This window comes from Nocardioides sp. LHG3406-4 (genome assembly GCF_049897745.1).
In the GTDB taxonomy this organism is placed as follows: domain Bacteria; phylum Actinomycetota; class Actinomycetes; order Propionibacteriales; family Nocardioidaceae; genus Nocardioides.
In genome coordinates, this window is record NZ_JAFCWV010000004.1 from 240,051 (window position 1) to 259,227 (window position 19,177).

General features: G+C 71.7%; 18 protein-coding genes and 3 tRNA genes. 14 read left to right on the top strand and 7 right to left on the bottom strand.

What is annotated here, in order from left to right:
- Positions 1-4: 4 nt before the first annotated feature.
- The 7 genes from pstA (at position 5) to ACP7BP_RS15380 (ending at position 9,714) form a co-directional block, all read left to right on the top strand.
- Positions 5-1,162 (top strand): phosphate ABC transporter permease PstA, encoded by a 1,158-nt coding sequence (gene pstA / locus ACP7BP_RS15350; RefSeq protein ID WP_426245794.1) that lies wholly within the window; start codon positions 5-7, stop codon positions 1,160-1,162.
- Positions 1,159-2,820, top strand: coding sequence for a substrate-binding domain-containing protein (locus ACP7BP_RS15355; RefSeq protein WP_426245796.1), 1,662 nt, complete (start codon positions 1,159-1,161; stop codon positions 2,818-2,820). Before pstA ends, ACP7BP_RS15355 begins: the two co-directional genes overlap by 4 nt.
- Positions 2,817-5,372 carry a hypothetical protein gene (locus ACP7BP_RS15360; protein WP_426245797.1) on the top strand — a complete coding sequence of 852 codons (2,556 nt, stop codon included), beginning with the start codon at positions 2,817-2,819 and terminating at the stop codon, positions 5,370-5,372. The genes ACP7BP_RS15355 and ACP7BP_RS15360 overlap by 4 nt, the downstream gene beginning before the upstream one ends.
- The gene (locus tag ACP7BP_RS15365) at positions 5,369-6,352 is read left to right on the top strand and encodes a sortase (RefSeq protein ID WP_426245798.1); all 984 of its coding nucleotides are present in this window, start codon (positions 5,369-5,371) and stop codon (positions 6,350-6,352) included. The genes ACP7BP_RS15360 and ACP7BP_RS15365 overlap by 4 nt, the downstream gene beginning before the upstream one ends.
- Positions 6,353-6,419: 67 nt before the next feature.
- Positions 6,420-8,024, top strand: coding sequence for a substrate-binding domain-containing protein (locus ACP7BP_RS15370; protein WP_426245800.1), 1,605 nt, complete (start codon positions 6,420-6,422; stop codon positions 8,022-8,024).
- Positions 8,025-8,107: 83 nt separating this feature from the next.
- On the top strand, positions 8,108-8,977 hold the full coding sequence (locus ACP7BP_RS15375; protein WP_426245802.1) for a phosphate ABC transporter ATP-binding protein: 870 nt from the start codon (positions 8,108-8,110) through the stop codon (positions 8,975-8,977).
- Entirely contained in the window at positions 8,974-9,714 is a 741-nt protein-coding gene (locus tag ACP7BP_RS15380; RefSeq protein ID WP_426245804.1) for a lytic transglycosylase domain-containing protein, read from the top strand. The genes ACP7BP_RS15375 and ACP7BP_RS15380 overlap by 4 nt, the downstream gene beginning before the upstream one ends.
- A gap of 137 nt (positions 9,715-9,851) precedes the next feature.
- Here ACP7BP_RS15380 and ACP7BP_RS15385 read toward each other — a convergent pair.
- The 3 genes from ACP7BP_RS15385 to ACP7BP_RS15395 form a co-directional block, all read right to left on the bottom strand.
- A tRNA-Phe gene (locus ACP7BP_RS15385) sits at positions 9,852-9,928 on the bottom strand.
- Between the two features lie 52 nt (positions 9,929-9,980).
- On the bottom strand, positions 9,981-10,745 hold the full coding sequence (locus ACP7BP_RS15390) for a sulfite exporter TauE/SafE family protein (protein WP_426245805.1): 765 nt from the start codon (positions 10,743-10,745) through the stop codon (positions 9,981-9,983).
- Positions 10,742-11,506 carry a FadR/GntR family transcriptional regulator gene (locus ACP7BP_RS15395; RefSeq protein WP_426245806.1) on the bottom strand — a complete coding sequence of 255 codons (765 nt, stop codon included), beginning with the start codon at positions 11,504-11,506 and terminating at the stop codon, positions 10,742-10,744. The genes ACP7BP_RS15390 and ACP7BP_RS15395 overlap by 4 nt, the downstream gene beginning before the upstream one ends.
- A gap of 99 nt (positions 11,507-11,605) precedes the next feature.
- Here ACP7BP_RS15395 and ACP7BP_RS15400 point away from each other — a divergent pair, with 99 nt between their 5' ends.
- From ACP7BP_RS15400 to ACP7BP_RS15420, 5 genes are all read left to right on the top strand, one after another.
- On the top strand, positions 11,606-12,907 hold the full coding sequence (locus ACP7BP_RS15400; protein WP_426245807.1) for an SLC13 family permease: 1,302 nt from the start codon (positions 11,606-11,608) through the stop codon (positions 12,905-12,907).
- A gap of 4 nt (positions 12,908-12,911) precedes the next feature.
- The gene (locus ACP7BP_RS15405) at positions 12,912-14,087 is read left to right on the top strand and encodes a CaiB/BaiF CoA transferase family protein (RefSeq protein ID WP_426245808.1); all 1,176 of its coding nucleotides are present in this window, start codon (positions 12,912-12,914) and stop codon (positions 14,085-14,087) included.
- Positions 14,084-15,520 carry a carboxyl transferase domain-containing protein gene (locus ACP7BP_RS15410; protein ID WP_426245809.1) on the top strand — a complete coding sequence of 479 codons (1,437 nt, stop codon included), beginning with the start codon at positions 14,084-14,086 and terminating at the stop codon, positions 15,518-15,520. Before ACP7BP_RS15405 ends, ACP7BP_RS15410 begins: the two co-directional genes overlap by 4 nt.
- A gap of 57 nt (positions 15,521-15,577) precedes the next feature.
- A tRNA-Glu gene (locus ACP7BP_RS15415) sits at positions 15,578-15,650 on the top strand.
- 103 nt (positions 15,651-15,753) lie between these two features.
- Positions 15,754-15,830 (top strand) — tRNA-Asp (locus tag ACP7BP_RS15420).
- Positions 15,831-15,888: 58 nt separating this feature from the next.
- Here ACP7BP_RS15420 and ACP7BP_RS15425 read toward each other — a convergent pair.
- Positions 15,889-16,365, bottom strand: coding sequence for a MarR family winged helix-turn-helix transcriptional regulator (locus tag ACP7BP_RS15425; RefSeq protein ID WP_426245811.1), 477 nt, complete (start codon positions 16,363-16,365; stop codon positions 15,889-15,891).
- Between the two features lie 119 nt (positions 16,366-16,484).
- On the opposite strand from ACP7BP_RS15425, the gene ACP7BP_RS15430 reads away from it, so the two are divergent.
- A complete protein-coding gene (locus ACP7BP_RS15430) occupies positions 16,485-17,069 on the top strand; it encodes an NADPH-dependent FMN reductase (protein ID WP_426245812.1) in 585 nt (194 codons plus the stop codon).
- Positions 17,070-17,127: 58 nt separating this feature from the next.
- On the top strand, positions 17,128-17,481 hold the full coding sequence (locus ACP7BP_RS15435) for a metallopeptidase family protein (protein ID WP_426245813.1): 354 nt from the start codon (positions 17,128-17,130) through the stop codon (positions 17,479-17,481).
- On the opposite strand, the gene ACP7BP_RS15440 is transcribed toward ACP7BP_RS15435, so the two are convergent.
- Genes ACP7BP_RS15440 through ACP7BP_RS15450 form a run of 3 tightly spaced genes read right to left on the bottom strand, consistent with a single transcriptional unit; the run spans position 17,472 to position 19,140 of the window.
- Complete coding sequence (locus ACP7BP_RS15440) at positions 17,472-17,804, bottom strand: fluoride efflux transporter FluC (RefSeq protein WP_426245814.1); 333 nt, start codon at positions 17,802-17,804, stop codon at positions 17,472-17,474. The genes ACP7BP_RS15435 and ACP7BP_RS15440 overlap by 10 nt on opposite strands.
- The gene (locus ACP7BP_RS15445) at positions 17,801-18,208 is read right to left on the bottom strand and encodes a fluoride efflux transporter FluC (protein WP_426245815.1); all 408 of its coding nucleotides are present in this window, start codon (positions 18,206-18,208) and stop codon (positions 17,801-17,803) included. Before ACP7BP_RS15445 ends, ACP7BP_RS15440 begins: the two co-directional genes overlap by 4 nt.
- Positions 18,205-19,140: an ATP-binding protein gene (locus ACP7BP_RS15450; RefSeq protein WP_426245816.1), complete on the bottom strand. Its 936-nt coding sequence runs from the start codon at positions 19,138-19,140 to the stop codon at positions 18,205-18,207. The genes ACP7BP_RS15445 and ACP7BP_RS15450 overlap by 4 nt, the downstream gene beginning before the upstream one ends.
- Positions 19,141-19,177 lie beyond the last annotated feature (37 nt).

Below are 19,177 nucleotides of genomic sequence, written 5' to 3' on the forward strand. Positions count from 1 at the left end.
CCGCATGAGTACGACGACCGGCACCGAGGCGCCCGCGCGCACGCACGTCCCGGTGCTCGACGACGACGCCGCACCCGCGCTGCCCCGCCCCGGGCTCGGCCGCCCGACGGCCGAGGAGCGCTTCATCGTGCTCGGGTCGTGGGTGGGCGCGTTCGCCCTGGCCTGGCTGGTCACCCAGCGCCTCCTGCCCCTCGGCGGACCGGCCTGGCTGCTGGTGGCGTGGCTCGTGCTCGGCCTGGTGATGACGGCCGTCACCAGCTCCGTCGGCGGCACGCGCGTCGATGTCATCGACCGGGTGGTGACGGGCGTCGTCACGACCGGGGCGATGGTCGTGGGTGCCGCCCTGGTCAGCGCCGTCGTCTTCGTCGTCTACCGCGGCTGGCAGCCACTCCTGCACCTGAACTTCTTCGTCGACGACATGTCCGGGGTCGGCCCGCGGAACGCGTTCGACCAGGGCGGCATCGTGCACGCCGTCGCCGGCTCGATGATCCAGCTCGGCATCGCGGTCGCCGTGACCCTGCCGCTCGGCATCGGCACCGCGGTGTTCATGACCGAGGTGGGCGGCCGCTTCGCCCAGCTCGTGCGCACCATCGTCGAGGCGATGACGGCGCTGCCCTCGATCGTTGCCGGCCTGTTCATCTACACGACCCTCATCGTGGCGGTCGGCTTCCCGCGCTCGGGCTTCGCTGCTGCCATGGCGCTGAGCGTGATGATGCTGCCCATCATCGCGCGCGCCGCCGACGTCGTCCTCCGCGTCGTACCCGGCGGCCTGCGCGAGGCCAGCCTGGCCTTGGGCGCCTCCCGGTGGCGCACGGTCTGGCACGTCGTCCTGCCCACCGCCCGACCGGGGCTCGCCACCGCCGTGATCCTGGGTGTGGCCCGGGGCGTCGGCGAGACGTCACCGGTCCTGCTGACCTCGGGCGCCGCGTCGTTCGTCGTCATCAACCCCACCGACGGGGTGATGAGCTCGCTGCCGCTGTTCATCTTCACCGGGGCCCGCAGCCCCGAGCCGATGATGATCGAGCGCGCCTTCGCCGCCGCCACCGTGCTGCTCGTGCTCGTGCTGGCCCTCTTCGTCATCGCCCGGCTGGTCGCGCGTCAGCGCACCGGCCCCCGTCGCACCCTCCGCCGCAAGCCCGCCCCGTCCAGGGAGACCCGATGATCCGCCCGCTCCGACTGCTGCTCACCCTCGTGCTGGCGGCCATGCTGCCCGCCGCCGTCGGTGGCATGGCGCACGCCGACGAGGGTGCGCCGGCAGGGCGCGCCGCCTACGCCCAGATCGAGGGCTCGGGCAGCACCTGGTCGGAGGTGATCGTCCAGCAGTGGATCTCCGACGTCGACGCGCTGGGCATGAAGGTGACCTACAACGGCGGCGGGTCGTCCCAGGGCCGCAAGAACTTCTCGCAGAACGTCACGGACTTCGGCATCTCCGAGATCCCCTACCCGGGCGTCGACGAGTTCGGCAACGCCGACAACTCCAATGGTCGCGAGTTCGCGTACCTGCCCATCGTGGCCGGCGGGACGGCGTTCACCTACCAGCTCAAGATCGGCAACGAGCTGGTCCGCAACCTCCGGCTCTCGGGCGAGACGCTGGTGAAGATCTTCACCAACCAGATCACCAACTGGAACGACCCCGCCATCGCCAAGGACAACAACGGGCGCGCCTTCCCCTCCCTGCCGATCACCCCCGTCGTGCGCTCCGACGGCTCGGGCACGACGGCCCAGCTCACCACCTGGATGGACAGCGAGTACGGCTCGCTGTGGCAGGGCTACTACGGGCGCGACGGCTACACGTCGTACTACCCGCGCAAGGGCCGGATGATCGCCCAGTCGGGCTCCGACCAGGTGATGAACACGATCTCCGGGTTCGCCGGCAACGGCACCATCGGGTACGTCGAGTACTCCTACCCGCTCAACAAGGACTACCCCGTTGTCAAGGTGCTCAACAAGGGCGGCTTCTACGTCGAGCCGACGCAGTACAACGTGGCCGTCGCGCTGACCAAGGCGAAGATCAACCAGGACAAGTCCTCGCCGCTCTACCTGACGCAGGTCCTGGACGACGTCTACCGGTCGACCGACCCGCGGGCCTACCCGCTGTCGTCGTACAGCTACATGATCGTCCCGACCGGCGCGTCCGACCAGCGCATGTCGACCGCCAAGCGGCAGACGCTCGGCGACTTCATGTACTACTCGCTCTGTGAGGGGCAGTCGAAGGCCGGCCCCTACGGCTACTCGCCGCTTCCCCTGAACCTCGTGCAGGCCGGCTTCCAGCAGCTGGCCCTCCTCAAGCAGGCCGACCCGGCCGTCGACCTGACGAACCGGGACGTCACCAAGTGCAACAACCCGACGTTCGTCAGCGGGGACCTCAAGCGCAACAAGCTCGCCGAGATCGCGCCCCAGCCAGCCGCGTGCGACGAGGTCGGCGAGGGACCCTGCGGCACCGACACCGGCACGGGGGAGCCGTCCACCGACGACGCCGCGGCCACGGACGGCGAAGGCGGCAAGACCAAGGGCGACAAGAACGGCGACAAGTTCGGGGCCGAGGATCCCGGAGAGTCCTCGGCGCCACCGCCGGGAGCCCCGGCGATCGACCCGGTCACCGGCGAGCAGGTGCCGGGAGGGACGACCGTCGACGCCACGGCCGCCACCGGCACGGGAACCACCGAGCAGATCTACGCCACGCCCACCGAGCTCGCCGCCGACCGGCCGACGGACCGCAAGGCCTTCGGCTGGCTGGCCGTGCTCGAGCTGCTCGCCCTCATCCTGGTCCCCGGCGTGGTCGCCGCGGTCCGCTCCCGCCGCAACGGGGCCGCGCAGTGAGCGCCCGCCGGAGGGTCGTCCGGCTCGCGGTCTGCCTCGGCCTCCTCGCGCTGGCCCCGCTCCTGGTCGTCAGCCCCGACGGGCCGTCGGCGGCCGCGGAGCCCGACGGGCCGGCGTACTCGCAGACCAAGCACCTCACCCGCACGTTCCTCACCAGCGGCGAGGAGCTCGTGGTCGACGAGCGGGACGTGACGGTCAGCGCCGACCGCACCACCGACCTGCGCGGCCGGGAGCGGATCAACATCTCGTGGACGGGAGCCCACCCGACCGGGGGCCGGGCCGCGAGCCCGTACGGCGAGCAGGGGCTCCTCCAGGAGTACCCCGTGGTCATCCTGCAGTGCCGCGGCGTCGACGACCCCGCGCTGCCACCCGAGCAGCAGCTCTCGCCGTCGACGTGCTGGACGTCGACGCGCCAGCAGCGCAGCCAGCTGGTCGACGAGAGCTCGGCCGCCTGGCGCCACGACCTCTACGCCACCGAGGCCGACCGCGCGGCCAAGTCGGGACTGGTCCCCGTGCCCGAGGCCTGCAACGACGTCGAGTCGTTCTCCACCCACATCACGCCGTTCGTCGCCGCCGACGGCACTGTCTCCCCGTCGTGCACGGCCGAGACCATGGCCCCCGAGGCCGCGGTGGGGGCGGCGTTCCCGCCGGCGGAGATGGCGGCGTACACCGACGTCGCGGGGAACGGGTCGGTGAAGTTCGAGGTGCGCAGCGCCGTCGAGAACGAGTCCCTCGGCTGCTCCGACCAGGTGAGGTGCTCGGTCGTGGTCATCCCGATCCAGGGCCTCTCCTGCGCCGACGACGACCGCGAGTGCCGCAAGTCCGGTCGCTTCGAGCCGGGCGCGAGCAACTTCGCCAACGATGGCGTCGACGCGAGCGTGTCGCCCTCCCTGTGGTGGGCTGAGTCCAACTGGCGCAACCGCTTCTCGATCCCCGTCACCTTCGGCCTCGCCCCCGACGCGTGCGACGTGCTCGACGACCGCCCGCCGACCGGCTTCTACGGCTCCGAGCTGATGGCCCAGGCCGCCCTCCAGTGGTCGCCGGCCTACTGCCTGCGCAAGGACCGCTTCAAGTTCCAGCACAACAAGATGTCCGACGAGGCCGCGTTCGCCCTGATGGAGAACGGTGGGGGCGCGGCCGCCCTGGTGTCCGGAGTGCACAAGCAGCGGGGCGAGGACCCGGTCGCCTACGCACCGACCGCCGTCACGGGGTTCACCATCGCCTACGTCGTCGACCGCCCCGACAACGCCGGCGAGGTCACCGACCTCAAGCTGACACCACGGCTGCTGGCAAAGCTCCTCACCCAGTCCTACGTCGGCAGCGAGCGCGGCGCCGGCCATCCCGGCATGTCCGCCAATCCCGCCTCGATCAACCTCGACCCGGAGTTCCAGGCGCTCAATCCCGGCCTCGACCTCGTCCCCCGCGAGGCGGCGGCCACACTGCTCTCCCTCTCCGAGTCCAGCGACGTCGTGGAGACCCTCACCGGCTACCTCGCCCAGGACAAGGACGCGGCCGCGTTCGTCGCAGGCAAGGCCGACCCGTGGGGCATGGTGGTGAACCCGTCGTACAAGAAGATCACCCTGCCCAGGGCGGAGTGGCCGCTGCTCGACAGCTACGTGCCGCCGAGCAACCAGGAGTGCTACCAGCAGAACCCGTCGCCGTACTTCACGCAGCTCGCGGCGCCCGTCACGTCGATGCGCAAGGTCGCCGAGGCGGTGCTCGACGCCTGGCCCAACGTGCAGACAAAGTGCGACCGCTCCACGACCTCAGATCCCTGGCGGGTAGGCCGGGCCGACCGTCAGGGAGTCGGGGCCCGCTTCATGCTGGGCGTCGTCAGCCTCGGTGACGCGCGCCGCTTCGGCCTCCGCGAGGCCGCCCTGGCCACCAGCAAGGGCGCCTTCGTGTCACCGACGCAGGCCGCCCTGGCCAAGGCCGTGTCGGTGGCTCGACCCCCGAAGAAGGACGGCCAGCCGTTCACCCTCGACGTCGCCGACGTCGTCAAGTCCCGGTCCGGCTACCCGGGCACGATGGTCGTCTACACCGCTGCCCGCACGTCGGGGCTCGACGAGGCGGACGCCGGTCGGGTCGCCGACTTCATCAAGATCGCCACCTCCGAGGGGCAGCAGCCCGGGTCCGGCAACGGCGAGCTTCCGGAGGGCTACCTGCCGCTGGCGAAGTCCGGCCCGACAGCGCCGCTGCTCGAGCAGGCACGCGCCGTGGCGGCGAGCATTAGGGACCAGAAGGCCGCCCCCACCGCCGACGACGACGCCGACGACCCGGTCAAGGGAGATGACGGGAACTCGCCCGGTGCCAAGGTCCCCGACACCACGCCCGACGCCCCGCCGCCCGCGGCGGACCCCGCGACGGGGAAGCCCGACCCCGCCAAGGCACCCGAGCCCGAGGCGCCGGAGCCGGTGGCGATGCCGGACACCGTGCTGGTGAGCTCGGGCGTCGCCGGGGGCCTGGTGCCGGTGCTGCTCGGAGTGGTCGTCCTGGGGGCAGCGTGCGCCGGCCTCCTCCGGGTCGCGACCGGTCGCCGGAGAGCCCGGTGACCAGCCTCCTCGAGCGCCCGACCGCGGCCGCGCGCCGTCTCACCGGCGCGCCCCGCCGATCCCGCACTGGACGGCCGCCGGCGGCCGAGGGCACGTCCACGCGGCCCGGAGCGGGCCGCCGTCGCCCCACCGGACCACCCGCCCAGCGTGACCAAGCGCTGTCGATGGTGTCCACGACGGCCTCGATGCTGGTCCTGGTGTGCGCCTGGGTGCTCGTCCAGGTGATGTTCCTGGGCGGCCTGGCCCAGCAGCGCGACCAGGACCGCCTCTACGACGAGTTCCGTGAGCAGCTCGCCGCGGCCACCGCGCCGATCGGGCCGGTGACCCCTCTCGGCGACCCGGTCGCGCTGCTCTCCATCCCCTCCCTGGGCCTGGAGCAGGTCGTCGTCGAGGGCACGGCGTCGGGCGACCTGCTGGCCGGCCCCGGCCACCAGCGCAACACCGTGCTGCCCGGGCAGGTCGGCACGTCGGTCGTGATGGGCCGGGCGGCGTCGTACGGCGGCCCGTTCGGCGACATCGCGGACCTGCGTCCCCACGACGTGATCGAGGTGGTCACGGCACAGGGCCGCCAGGAGTTCTCCGTCCTCGGCGTACGCCGGGCGGGGGACCCGCTGCCGCAGCCGCGTCCGGCGACGGCGGCCCGCGTGATCCTGGTCAGCGCCGAGGGCCAGGGCCGGCTCGCGGCCGTCGCGCCCTCCGACGTGGTCTACGTCGATGCCGAGGCGGAGAAGGCCTTCCCCGCGCCGCCCGGCCTGCCCGCGGCGATCCCGGATTCCGAGCAGGCGATGGCCACCGAGCCGGGGGCACTGCCGTTCCTCGCCCTGTGCCTGGCCCTGCTCCTGGCGATGACTTTCGGGGTCATCGCCGCGCGTCAACGCTGGTCGACCGCCCTGGTGTGGGTCGTCGCGACTCCGGTCGTGGTCGCCGTCGCCTGGGTCACCACCGATGCGGTGATGCGGCTCCTGCCCAACCTGCTGTGACCGGGGCCCGCCCGGGCGCCGGAGCTCCACCAGCACGACCTCAACCAACACTCAGAAAAGGAAGCACATGTCTGTTCGCAGGCTCTTCGCGGGCGTGGCCACCACGTCCCTCGTCGCCGCGTCGTGGGCCATCATGGCTCCGGCCCAGGCCGACCCCTCCGCCGTCCCGACCCTCGGCGACGTCGTGGGTGTCGGCTCCGACACCACGATGTACGCCGTGTCCTACCTGGCCGACGGCCGGGACGGGATCGCCGGCTACAACGTCGGCCGGTCCACCGGTCGCATCATGTCCTTCGACGCCGCAGTCAAGGACGCCAGCGGCACGCAGACCAACTCCGCCACGGTGGTCCTGCAGGCGGGCCACCCCGCGGTCACCCGGCCGAACGGCTCCGGCGCCGGCAAGGGCCTCCTGTACGGCCCCGGCAACAACCCCGACGTCGACTTCGCTCGCTCCTCCTCGGCCATCAACGCGGCCGAGAAGACCAACGGGCTCTTCGCCTTCCCGTTCGCCAAGGACAACCTGGCCCTCGCCACGGCCACCGCGTCCAACGCGCCGGCCACGATCAGCCCCACCGACATGGTGCGGATCTACAGCGGCGCCGTCACCAACTGGAGCCAGCTGGGCGGGTCGGCGGGCGCCATCGCTCCCAAGATCCCCCAGACCGGCTCGGGCACCCGGGACTTCTTCGTCGCCCAGCTCAAGGCCGCCAACGGCGGTGCCGACGTCACCTTGGCGCCGAGCGTCACCGAGGTGCAGGAGCACGACGACACGCCGATCAAGTCGAACCCCAATGCTGTCGCGCCGTTCTCGGTGGGCCGTGCGGGCCTCCTCGGCACCCTGCGCATGGAGGGCGGCTTCGCCGCCTCCCGGGCGCTCTACAACGTCGTCCGCCAGGGCGACGTGGCCAAGCCGGAGATCACCGCGATCTTCGGTGAGAGCGGGTTCGTCTGCTCGCCCGCTGCCAAGCCGCTGATCGCGAAGGCCGGCTTCGAGCAGCTCCTGCCCCGCACCCAGGGCGGCGCCTGTGGCGTGCCGACCCAGGACCCGACCACCAACCTGGCCGTCCAGCAGGTGACCACCTCCACCACGGTGTCGGGCACGTCGGCCGCCGCGGGCGCACTCCGGCTCTCCGCCAAGGTCGGCAGCTCCTCGGCGCCGGACGGGATCGTGAGCTTCTTCATCGACGGCGCGGCTGCTGCGTCCGGCTCTGCCGTGCTCACGGGCGGCACCGCCACCAAGGACCTCACCGGTCTGGCAGCGGGCAACCACACGGTCGTCGCGAGGTTCGTCCCGAGCGCCAACTCGGTGTTCACGGCCTCGGAGTCCAGCCCGACGACGGTCGCCGTTCTGGGCAGCGTCGCGGTGGTGCCTCCGCAGGTGGTCAAGGCGACGTCGAAGGTCGCTGAGTCCTTCAAGTCGAAGGTCAAGCACGGCAAGCGGGCGAAGGGCGTGATCACGATCAAGTCCTCGGTCGCCGGCCGCGTGGCCACCGGCAAGGTCGTGATCAAGCTCAAGAAGAAGGTCGTCGGCAAGGGCACGCTCAAGGGCGGCAAGGTCACGATCAAGCTCAAGCCCCTCCCGAAGGGCAAGAACAAGCTGAAGGTCACCTACGTCTCGGGAGCCGCCACCATCGGCGGCAGCACCAAGACGTTCACGATCAAGCAGCTGTGAGACCGGCGGGCCCGGGCGGTTGCTGACGCCGTCCGGGCCCGCTGCCCGCACACCCCGAAGAGAAGTCACGAAGAGAAGGCACCATGACTACCGCCGCATCGTCCTCCTACACCGACGAGACCGTCGCGCTGCCTGCGGTCCGGGCCGACGGCCCGGCCGCTGAAGAGGGGGGCGTCTCCCTCGCTGAGCTCGAGGCTCGCGAGATCACCGCCTGGTTCGGCCAGCACAAGGTGCTCGACCGGGTCTCCCTGACCATGCCTGCCGGCGGGATCACCGCGCTGATCGGGCCGTCGGGATGCGGCAAGTCGACGTTCCTCCGGATCCTCAACCGGATGCACGAGCTGGTGCCGTCGGCGGCGCTGTCCGGTGAGGTGCTCCTGGACGGTGTCGACATCTACGACGCGCAGCGCAAGCTGACCGACGCCCGTCGCAGCATCGGCATGGTCTTCCAGAAGCCCAACCCCTTCCCGGCGATGACCATCCGCGACAACGTCGTCGCCGGGCTCCGGCTGACGGGCACGAGGGCGTCGCGCGCAGCCAAGGACGAGCTCGTGGAGCGGTGCCTGGTGAGGGCCGGCCTGTGGAACGAGGTCAAGGACCGGCTCGACGCCCCTGGCGGCGGGCTCTCCGGCGGCCAGCAGCAGCGGCTGTGCATCGCCCGGTCGCTGGCGATCAGGCCGCGGGTCCTCCTCATGGACGAGCCGTGCTCGGCGCTGGACCCGACCTCCACGCGGGTGATCGAGGAGACGATGAAGGAGATGGCGAAAGAGGTCACCATCGTCATCGTGACCCACAACATGCAGCAGGCCGCCCGCGTCTCCGACACGTGCGCGTTCTTCCTCGCCTCGCAGGGCACCCCGGGTGTGATCGTCGAGCACGGCGACACCGCGGCGATGTTCAGCCACCCCCAGGACCAGCGCACCTCCGACTACGTCAACGGCCGCTTCGGGTGAGACTCGGCCACCTCGTGGCCACGCTCGCGCTCCTGGCCGGCCTCGGCCTCACGGCGTACGTCGCGCAGCACCAGGCCGGCTACCGGGACCCGGTCCTGGCGACCACCGTGCAGGTGCCACCACCGGTGGTTGAGGTGCCTCCGGCGCGAAGCGGTGGCGATTCCCGGACCCGGGCATCCGTCGCTCCGGTCGATGAGCACTGGGTCGAGGACACGGCGGCCCGGGCGGGCATCCCCGTCCCGGCGATGCGCGCCTACGCGCGCGCGACGCGGCAGGTCCCGGAGTCGTGCCACCTCGGCTGGACGACGCTGGCCGGCATCGGCTGGCTGGAGTCCCACCACGGCACGATCGGTGGCCGCTCCGTGTCGGCCGACGGCCACCCGTCGCCGCCGATCCTCGGCCCCGCCCTCGACGGCCACGGCCGGTTCGCCGCGATCCCGGCGTCGGCACAGAGCGCCCGGTGGCACGGCGACGCCACCTGGGACCACGCCGTGGGCCCGATGCAGTTCATCCCCTCCACGTGGTCGGCCTGGGGCGCCGACGGTGACGGCGACGGCGTCGCCGACCCGAACGACCTCGACGACGCGGCCCGTGCGGCCGCGCGCTACCTGTGCGCCTCCGGCAGCCTGGCCAGCGGCGCCGGCTGGGCGGCGGCGGTCTACTCCTACAACCACGAGGACGTCTACGTCGCGGGTGTGTTCCGCGCCGCCGAGACCTACGCCGAGCGCACGGCCTAGCTGTACCCGGCGATCACGTCGGTGATCAGCCGTTCGATCAACCCGATGCCGTGCTTGTCGACGTAGCTTCCGGCCCGGTTGGGGCCACACCGAACCACGAAGCGCCCGGTCGGGACGTGACCGGGCGCTTCGGGTGCTGGTGGCCAGGGGCGGGGTCGAACCGCCGACCTTCCACTTTTCAGGCGGACGCTCGTACCAACTGAGCTACCTGGCCAAGCGGGAGAAACCATACACGGGGCGGACCGTCGCCGAAAAAGGGGAACGACTCACAGCAGGAGCACGACGGCAGCCGTGACGCCGGCCAGCACGATGAGCGCGCGCAGCAGCGTGGGAGGGACCCGCCGGCCGATCCGCGACCCGGCGTACCCGCCCACGACGGAGCCGCTCGCCAGCAGCAGGATCGCCGCCCAGTCGAGGTCGGCCACGAACAGGAAGATCAGCCCGGCCACCACGTTGCCGGCCATCACCGCGAGCGTCTTGAGGGCGTTGAGGATGCGCAGGTCGATGTCGAGGCCCAGGCCCAGCACGGCCATCGCCATGACGCCGGACCCGGCGCCGAAGTAGCCGCCGTAGACCCCGGTCAGGGTGGCGAAGAACGTCGTGGTCGGGGACATCCGGGTACGCGGTTCCGGCGCCGGTCCGTCGTGGCGGGACCGCATCCAGCGCGAGATGCGGGGCTGCGCCCCGACGAGCAGGCAGGTGAAGAGGATCAGCCAGGGCACGACGGCCTCGAAGACCTCCGACGGCAGGGCGAGGAGCAGGAAGGCGCCCGCGACCCCACCGAGCCCGCACGCCGCCAGCACGGCCACCGCGATCCGCGGGTGCTCGCGCAGCTCCTCGCGGTAGCCGAAGGAGCCGCTGATCGCGCCCGGGGTGAGCCCGACGGTGTTCGACGCGTTGGCCACCACCGGTGGCAGTCCCACGGCCAGCAGCACGGGGAAGCTCAGCAGGGAAGCCACGCCCACGGTGGAGGTCAGGACCCCGGCGCCCAGCCCCGCGGCCAGGACGGCCAGCTGCTCCAGGCCGGTCACCGCTCGCCGTCGCGCAGGACGGCGACGTCGCTGACCATCTCGACGTGGGAGTGCATGGCCGCGGCGGCCGCGGCCGGGTCGCCGGCCCCGATCGCGTCCGCGATGGCCCGGTGGCTGGCCAGCGAGTCGCGTGGCCGTCCGGGCTGGGAGAGCGACTCGATGCGCGACTCCTTGATCAGGTCGCCGATCTCGTCCATCAGCCGGGCGAGCAGCAGCGAGTGAGCGGCCGCGGTCACGGCGCCGTGGAAGCGCTCGTCGCCCTCGACGCCGCGTCCCCCGGCGTCGATGTCGTGCTCCATCACCTGGAGGGCGTCGTGGATGCGGGCGAGGTCCTCGTCGGTACGACGCGCGGCCGCCAGCGCGGCGATCTTGGTCTCGAGGGCATCGCGGGTCTCGATGATCTCCGGCAGCCGGTCGGCATGCGCGCGGATCGCGTCGACGATCCGCGAGGCCTTGGGAGGCCCGGTCACCACCGTCCCGTCGCCGTGCCGCACCGCGACCACGCCGATGACCTCGAGCGCGACCAGCGCCTGGCTCAAGGTCGCGCGGCTCACGCCCAGCCGGGAGGCGAGCTCGCGCTCGGGAGGCAGCCGGTCGCCCGTGCCCAGCCCGTTCTGGGCGATCCACGTGGTGATCTGCTCGGCCACCTGTTCGTAGAGGCGCGTGCGCATCGGCCGGACCGGGAAGTCCCGGCCCTCGCCTGCACCGGCCTCCGCGCTCGCCTGGGGCCCGGTCTCCGACGCGTGGTGTGCATCCGACATGACCCCAGCCTATTGACGTGCGGTTCATTGACCTATTGGCTAGGCCACTGAGCCAACCGTGGCGTCGCTCGTCGTACCGAGAGCTCGGAGGAGGCATCGATGGGACCGGAATGGGTTGCGATCATCGCGCTCGTCGCGTTGTTCGTGGTCGGCACGCTGCTGCCGATCAACATGGGAGCGCTGGCGTACGTCGCCGCGTGGCTGGTGGGCATGTACGCCCTCGACCTCGACGAGAAGGAGATCCTGGCCGGGGTCAGCGGTGACCTCATCCTGACGCTGATCGGTGTCACCTACCTCTTCGCGATCGCCCGGAACAACGGCACGGTAGACCTCATCGTGCGGACCGCCGTCCGGGCCGTGGGTGGCCGGGTCGCGCTGATCCCCTGGGTCATGTTCGCGGTGACCGGGGTGCTCACGGCGATCGGTGCGGTCAGCCCGGCCGCGTGCGCGATCATCGGCCCGATCGCACTCGGCTTCGCCGGCCGCTACGGCATCAGCCCGCTGATGATGGGCATGATGGTGGTGCACGGCGCCCAGGCCGGCGGCTTCTCGCCGATCAGCATCTACGGCACCATCACCAACTCGGTGATGGAGGACGCCGGCCTGCCGTCCAGTGAGATCACGGTCTTCCTGGCCAGCCTGGTCGTGAACACGATCATGGCGGTGATCCTCTTCCTGGTCCTCGGCGGGCGTGAGCTGATGAGCCGGCGCGTCGACCCGGACGAGCCCGACCGCGTCGATGACGACGCCGGGGCCCCGCGCGGCGGTGCCGGCGCGACGACCATGGCGCCCCAGACCGCCGGGGTCCGTCTCGACCAGATCCTGACGCTCGTGGCCTTCGTGGCCGTCGCGGTCATCGCACTGGCCTTCGACAAGAACATCGGCTTCGTCGCGATCACCGCGGCCGTCATCCTCGCGATGCTCTCGCCCACCGAGCACAAGGACGCCGTGAAGCAGATCGCGTGGCCGACCGTGCTCCTGGTGGCGGGTGTCAGCACCTACGCCACCATCCTCACCCTCGCGGGCTCGCCCGAGTTCGTCGGCAACTGGGCCGCCGGGCTGGGCGCGGTCGCCATCGGCGCCCTGGTCCTCTGCTACGTCGGGGGCGTCGTGTCCGCGTTCGCGTCGTCGACTGCCCTGCTGCCCGTGATCATCCCGATCGCGGTGCCGCTCATCGCCGACGGCGGGATCAGCGCGGCGATGTTCGTGGCGGCGCTGGCCGTGTCCTCGACGATCGTCGACGTGAGCCCCTTCTCCACGAACGGAGCCCTGATGCTGGCCAACAAGCCCGACTCCATCGAGGAGCCGGTCTACTACAAGCAGATCCTGACCTACAGCGTGATCGTCGTCCTGGTCGGCCCGCTACTCGTATGGGCGGCCCTCGTGCTGCCGGGATGGTGACCCGATGACCGGACCCCTCGCCGACCTCCTCGTCGTCGACCTGACCCGGGCCCTGGCCGGGCCGCACGCCACGATGATGCTGGGCGACCTGGGCGCTCGCGTGATCAAGGTCGAGACGCCCGACGGTGGCGACGACACCCGCGGCTGGGGCCCGCCCTTCGTGGGCGAGCCCGACGCGCGCCAGTCGACGTACTTCCTCTCCGCGAACCGCAACAAGGAGTCGATCGCCCTCGACCTCAAGGACGACGGCGACCGCGACGTGCTGCTGCGGCTCGTCGACCGCGCCGACGTGCTGGTCGAGAACTTCCGCACCGGCGTCCTGGAGCGGCTCGGCTTGGGCATCGCGAGCCTCCAGGAGCGCAACCCCCGGCTCGTGGTGCTCTCGATCACCGGCTTCGGGCACGACGGCCCCGAGGGCGGTCGAGCAGGCTACGACCAGATCGCCCAGGGGGAGGCGGGACTGATGTCGCTGACCGGCTCCGGCCCCGACGACCCGCAGCGCGTGGGCACCCCGATCGCCGACCTGCTCTCGGGCATGTACGGCGCGTACGGCGTCCTCGCGGCGCTCAACGAGCGGCACCGCACCGGGCTGGGCACGGTCGTGCGCACCTCACTGCTGGCCTCCGTCGTGGGGGTGCACGCCTTCCAGGGCACCCGGTGGACCGTGGCCGGCGAGGTCGGCCGCGCGCAGGGCAACCACCACCCGTCGATCGCGCCGTACGGCCTCTTCCACTGCCGTGACGGCTCGGTTCAGATCGCGCTCGGCAGCGAGAGCCTGTGGCGCCGGTTCTGTGCCGGCTTCGAGCTGGACCCGGACGCCGAGGGGCTGGCCACCAACGCCGACCGCGTCGCCGCGCGCGAGCGCGTCATCGAGGTCGTGGAGGGAGTCTTCGCCGACTGGGACAGTGAACCGCTCCTCGCGCGCCTGGCGGAGGTGGGGGTGCCCGCGGGCAAGGTGCGCACCCTCGACGAGGTCTACGCCTGGGACCAGACGCGCAGCCAGGGGCTGCTGGTCGAGGTCGACCACAGCACGCTCGGCACGGTCTCGCTGCCGGGCCCGCCGCTGCGGTTCTTCGCCGCCGACGGTCATGAGGTCACCCGCCGCGACCACCAGGCCCCGCCAGTGCTGGACGAGCACGGCGGCTCGGTCCGGGCATGGCTCGACGAGGATCCCGCATGACGGAGCGCTGGGGCGCGCACCAGCTTCTCGGGCTGGTGCTGGACGACGACTCGTTCGAGTCGTGGGACGTGCCGATCGACATCTCCGGTCACTCCGAGGCCTATCGCACGACCCTCGAGCGAGCCGCCCAGAAGGCGGGCACCGACGAGTCGGTGGTCACCGGCCGAGGCCTGATGCGCGGCCGCCCGGTCGCGGTGGTGGCCAACGAGTTCGGCTTCCTCGCGGGCTCGATCGGTCGCGCCGCCGCCGACCGGATCACCGCCGCCGTACGACGGGCCACCGCCGAGGGCCTGCCGGTGCTCGCCACGACGGCCTCGGGCGGCACCCGCATGCAGGAGGGCACCCCGGCGTTCGTGCAGATGATCGAGATCTCGCGCGCGCTGATGGCGCACCGGGCGGCGGGGCTGCCCTACCTCGTCTACCTGCGCAACCCCACCATGGGCGGCGTCTTCGCGTCCTGGGGGTCGCTGGCGCACGTGACGGTGGCCGAACCCGGGGCGCTGGTGGGGTTCCTGGGCCCGAAGGTCTACGAGGCCCTCCACGGTGAGCCGTTCCCGAGCGACGTCCAGACGGCCGAGAACCTGGCCGCGCGCGGGGTCATCGACGCGGTGGTCGCCGCGGAGGACCTGCCGGAGCTCGTCGACCGTGCCCTCGCGGTGCTGGTCGACCCTCCCGACGAGCCGACCCTGCCGCGCCGTACCGGCGAGGTGAGCGACGAGGGCTCGGCGTGGGAGGCGATCCAGCGCACCCGGGCCGAGGGACGGGTGGGCGTGCGGGACCTCCTGAGGCACGCCGGCTCCCGCACCCTGCGCCTGGCCGGCACCGACGAGGGCGAGCGTGACGAGACGCTGATCGTGGCGCTCACGCGCCTCGACGGGCAGCCCTGTGTCGTCGTCGGGCAGGACCGCACCCGACAGACGGTCGAGACCCCGATGGGCCCGGGTGCGCTGCGCGAGGCGCGGCGCGGCATGCGGCTGGCCGAGGAGCTCCGGCTCCCGCTGGTCACCGTCATCGACACCCCGGGTGCCGCGCTGTCGCAGCACGCGGAGGAGCGTGCCATCGCCGGCGAGATCGCTCGCTGCATCGCCGAGCTCGTCACCATGACGGTGCCGACGCTGGCTGTGGTGCTCGGCCAGGGCTGCGGGGGAGGGGCGCTCGCGCTGCTGCCCGGGCGCACTGTCATCGCCGCGGAGAACGCCTGGCTCTCGCCGCTGCCTCCCGAGGGGGCCAGCGCGATCGTGCACCACGGCGACACCAGCCACGCCGCGGAGCTGGCGGAGCAGCAGGAGGTGCGCGCGATCGACCTCCACCGCTCCGGCACCGTGCACCACGTGGTGCCCGAGATGCAGGGCGACACGGCCGAGCAGCTGGCGCTCGCCGTCGCCGCCGAGTGCGCCGTACGCCTGCAGGAGATGACCGCCGGGACGGCGTGACATTTGTTGGCGCGACGCGGCCGCCCCTATGCTGTCGGGGCGCTCGCGAGAGCGCAGGCCCCCATCGTCTAGCGGCCTAGGACGTCGCCCTTTCACGGCGGTAGCACGGGTTCGAATCCCGTTGGGGGTGCGCAGCATCGGCCGGTCATCCCGATTGGGAGACACCGGCGGAGATGGGTTAGAGTTCACCCGCTCCACGCACCAGGAACGTCAGCACCACAGCATCACCATGAGGCCCCGTAGCGCAGTTGGTTAGCGCGCCGCCCTGTCACGGCGGAGGCCGCGGGTTCGAGTCCCGTCGGGGTCGCCACCAGGGCTCTGATCCGGCAGCAGCCGGATCAGAGCCCTACGTGTCTGTCGGTGACTCCTCAGCCCGCAGGCGGGTGGTCGCCGCCGTCGGCCATCCGGCGCAGCGCAGCGGTGAGGGTGGGCAGGTCCACCTCCCCCAGGTGGTCCAGGAAGCTGCGCCGCATGCTGCGCAGGTGGACGGGCCAGGCCTTCTTGAGCCGCCTGAGTCCCGCATCCGTCAGCACCGCCTCCGCGCTGCGGGCGTCGGTCGAGCACTGCTCGCGGCGCACCAGGTCGTCGCGTTCGAGTCGGCCGACCGTCCGGCTGACGGCACTCACGGACTGGTGACACTGCCTCGCCAGCTCGGACATCCCGAGCCGCCGCGAGGGCGCCTCGGACAAGAACATCAGCACGCTGTACTCGGTGATCGAGAGGCTCTGGTCGGTCACGAGGTCGGCGTCCCAGCGGCGCATCAGCTCGCGCATCGCAGGTTGGAGCGCGCGCACCAGGGCCTCCTCGTCGGCGTTCATCGGCTGTTCCCTGCGCGGCGCACCCATGGGGGCAACGCTACTTGCTCGACGCCGCAGCGGAGTCCTGCGGAGATCCGGATATTTGCATGCGCACGCAAGTAGTGATTACCTTGCATACGCAAACAAATTCCACCCAAGGAGCGCAGATGCCGCACATCGCCATCATCCTCGGCAGCACCCGGCCCGGTCGCAACGGCGAGCAGGTCGCGAAGTGGGTGCTCGAGGTCGCCTCGAAGCGCCAAGACGCCACCTACGAGCTGGTCGACCTCGCCGACCACCCCCTGCCGCACCTCGACGAGCCGCTGCCCCCGTCGCTGGGGCAGTACAGCAACGAGCACACCCACCGCTGGGCCGAGAAGATCGCGTCCTTCGACGGCTACGTCATGGTCACCCCGGAGTACAACCACTCCACCTCCGGTGTCCTCAAGAATGCCATCGACTACCTGTTCAAGGAGTGGAACAACAAGGCCGTCGGGTTCGTCGCCTATGGCTCCGTCGGAGGCGCCCGCGCCATCGAGCACCTGCGCCTCGTGGCCGGCGAGCTCAAGATGGCCGACGTCAGGACCGGCGTCGCGCTGAACCTCTTCTACGACTTCGAGAACTTCACGACCCTCCGCCCCGGGGAGCACCAGGAGCTGGCGCTCAACACCCTCTTCGACGAGCTCGTCGCCTGGAGCACGGCCCTCGCCCCGCTGCGGCTCGCCGCCCGGCAGGAGGAGCTGGCCCACTGAGGCTCGCCCTCCGGGTCGTCGGGGGCCTCCGCCTTCTCCACTCTCCTAGGATCGGGTGATGCCGGTCGACGTCGCACCCGAGGAGTTCGAGGCGCTCGTCGACCGGGCGCTCGACGAGATCCCCGACGAGCTGGCGGCGCTCATCCGCAACGTCGTCGTGCTCGTCGAGGACGAGCCGCCCGCCGACGACCCCGAGCTGCTCGGCTACTACGACGGCGTCGCGCTGACCGAGCGGGCGAGCAACCACGCGTTCGAGCTGCCCGACCGGATCCTCGTCTTCCGCGGGCCGCTGTCGCGGATGTGCGAGTCCGAGGACGAGCTCGTGGACGAGGTGCGGATCACGGTGGTGCACGAGATCGCCCACCACTTCGGCATCGACGACCGCCGGCTGCACGACCTCGGCTACGCGTAGCTCCCGACTGCGAAGCCGGCCGAGCAGCCCGCCAGTGCCAGGGCCAGCGTCAGCGCGAGGTAGCGGCCGCCGGTCGACCAGCCCCGCTCGTGGGTCTGCACGGCCAGCGACGACCAGGTGGTGAAGCCGCCGCAGAAGCCGACGCCCAGCAGCGCCAGCACATGCTCACCCGGCGTGGTCGCGCTCAGGAAGCCGAGGAACGTCGAGCCCACCACGTTGACGACCAGGGTGCCCAGCGGCAGCTCGTCGTCGAGGAGGTGTGCGACGGCGTACCGCACCGGTGCTCCGACCGCGGCACCCAGCGCCACCAGGAGCACGATCACTCGTCCACCTCGTCGTCGCTCGCCGGGACCGGCGCCAGGCGACGACCGAGGTGTACGGCGACCAGGCAGGCCGCCACCGTCCCGAGCAGGTAGGCGAGGGCCAGCGCCGGGTGACCGGAACCGAAGAGGCCACGTCCTTGCTCGGCGTACGCCGAGAACGTCGTGAAGCCGCCCAGCAGGCCGGGGCCGAGGGCGAGCACGAGCAGGTGCCGCCGCCGGACGGCGGCGAGGGCCGGGAGCAGGGCGAGGGCGAGGGAGCCGGACACGTTGATCGCGAAGGTGGTCCAGGGAAACCCGGACCCGTCCGGCACGGCGTACGTCGCGGTCCAGCGGAGCACCGCCCCGAGGGCGCCGCCGACCGCCACCGCTGCGAGTGCTGCAGGGCTCGGTGCTGATCGGGTCACGACACGCGATGCCCGGCGCTGCGAGGCCGAGACGACCAGGGCGTGGGCTCCTCGCCGGCGATCTGCCGGATGAACTCGCCGAGGAACCACACCTGGAACTCGCGCTGCGCGGGAGTGCGAGCGGTGGAGAGCAGCCGCTGAGCCCTGCAGAAGGCGTCGGCGAGGTCGAACATCTCCAGCATCGTCGCGAAGATGGTCGCCGCCTCAGGCGGCGACTGGAAGGTCAGGTCGACGCGCGTCTCGCCACGCCGGGCGTGCTGGGCGACCTGGAGCTCCGCGCTCGGCGGGAACTGCCGTTCGTACGTCACGAACATCGACGAGAGGTCGCGAGCGAGTGGGTAGTCGGCCTCGTGCGCCAGCGCGAGGAGCCGCAGCTCGCGACGCAGGTCGCTGTACTGGTTCTGGGTGCCCATGAAGAGCTTGAGGTCCACGCCGAGCAGCTGGATCTCGATGGCGTCGGCGGGCGGGCTCCAGTCGGGCTCGTCGGTGCGGACGTCGATGACGCCCTCCCGGAACGCGTCCTCGTGCATCTCGGCCGCCGGCTCGAACCACACCACCTTGCCGTCGGGCTCCATCGAGGCGCCCCAGGTCACCGACGACATGGCCACGATCGACAGCCCGCGTCCGAACGTCGCGAGGAAGCCCTCCTCGGAGTCCTCCTCGAACAATGCCGGCTGCGGAGGCTCGGGCTGCTGCAGCGAAGCGTCGGCCACCTCGATGCGGGGATGCTCGCGGGTGCCGCGAACCCGCACCCACAGCGGCGGCTCGCCGTGCAGGACGGCGTTGGTGACCAGCTCCGAGACGCCCAGCTCGGCGCACTCGACGAGGTCGTGGCGCTCGAGCTCGCGGCATACGGCGACGACCCAACGGCGCGCGTCGGCGACGGCGCTGGGCTCCGCCTCGAGCGGAAGCGCTTGCTTGGTGAGCGGCACGGACCTTCCTGAGTTTCCGGGAGACGGATCAAGCCAA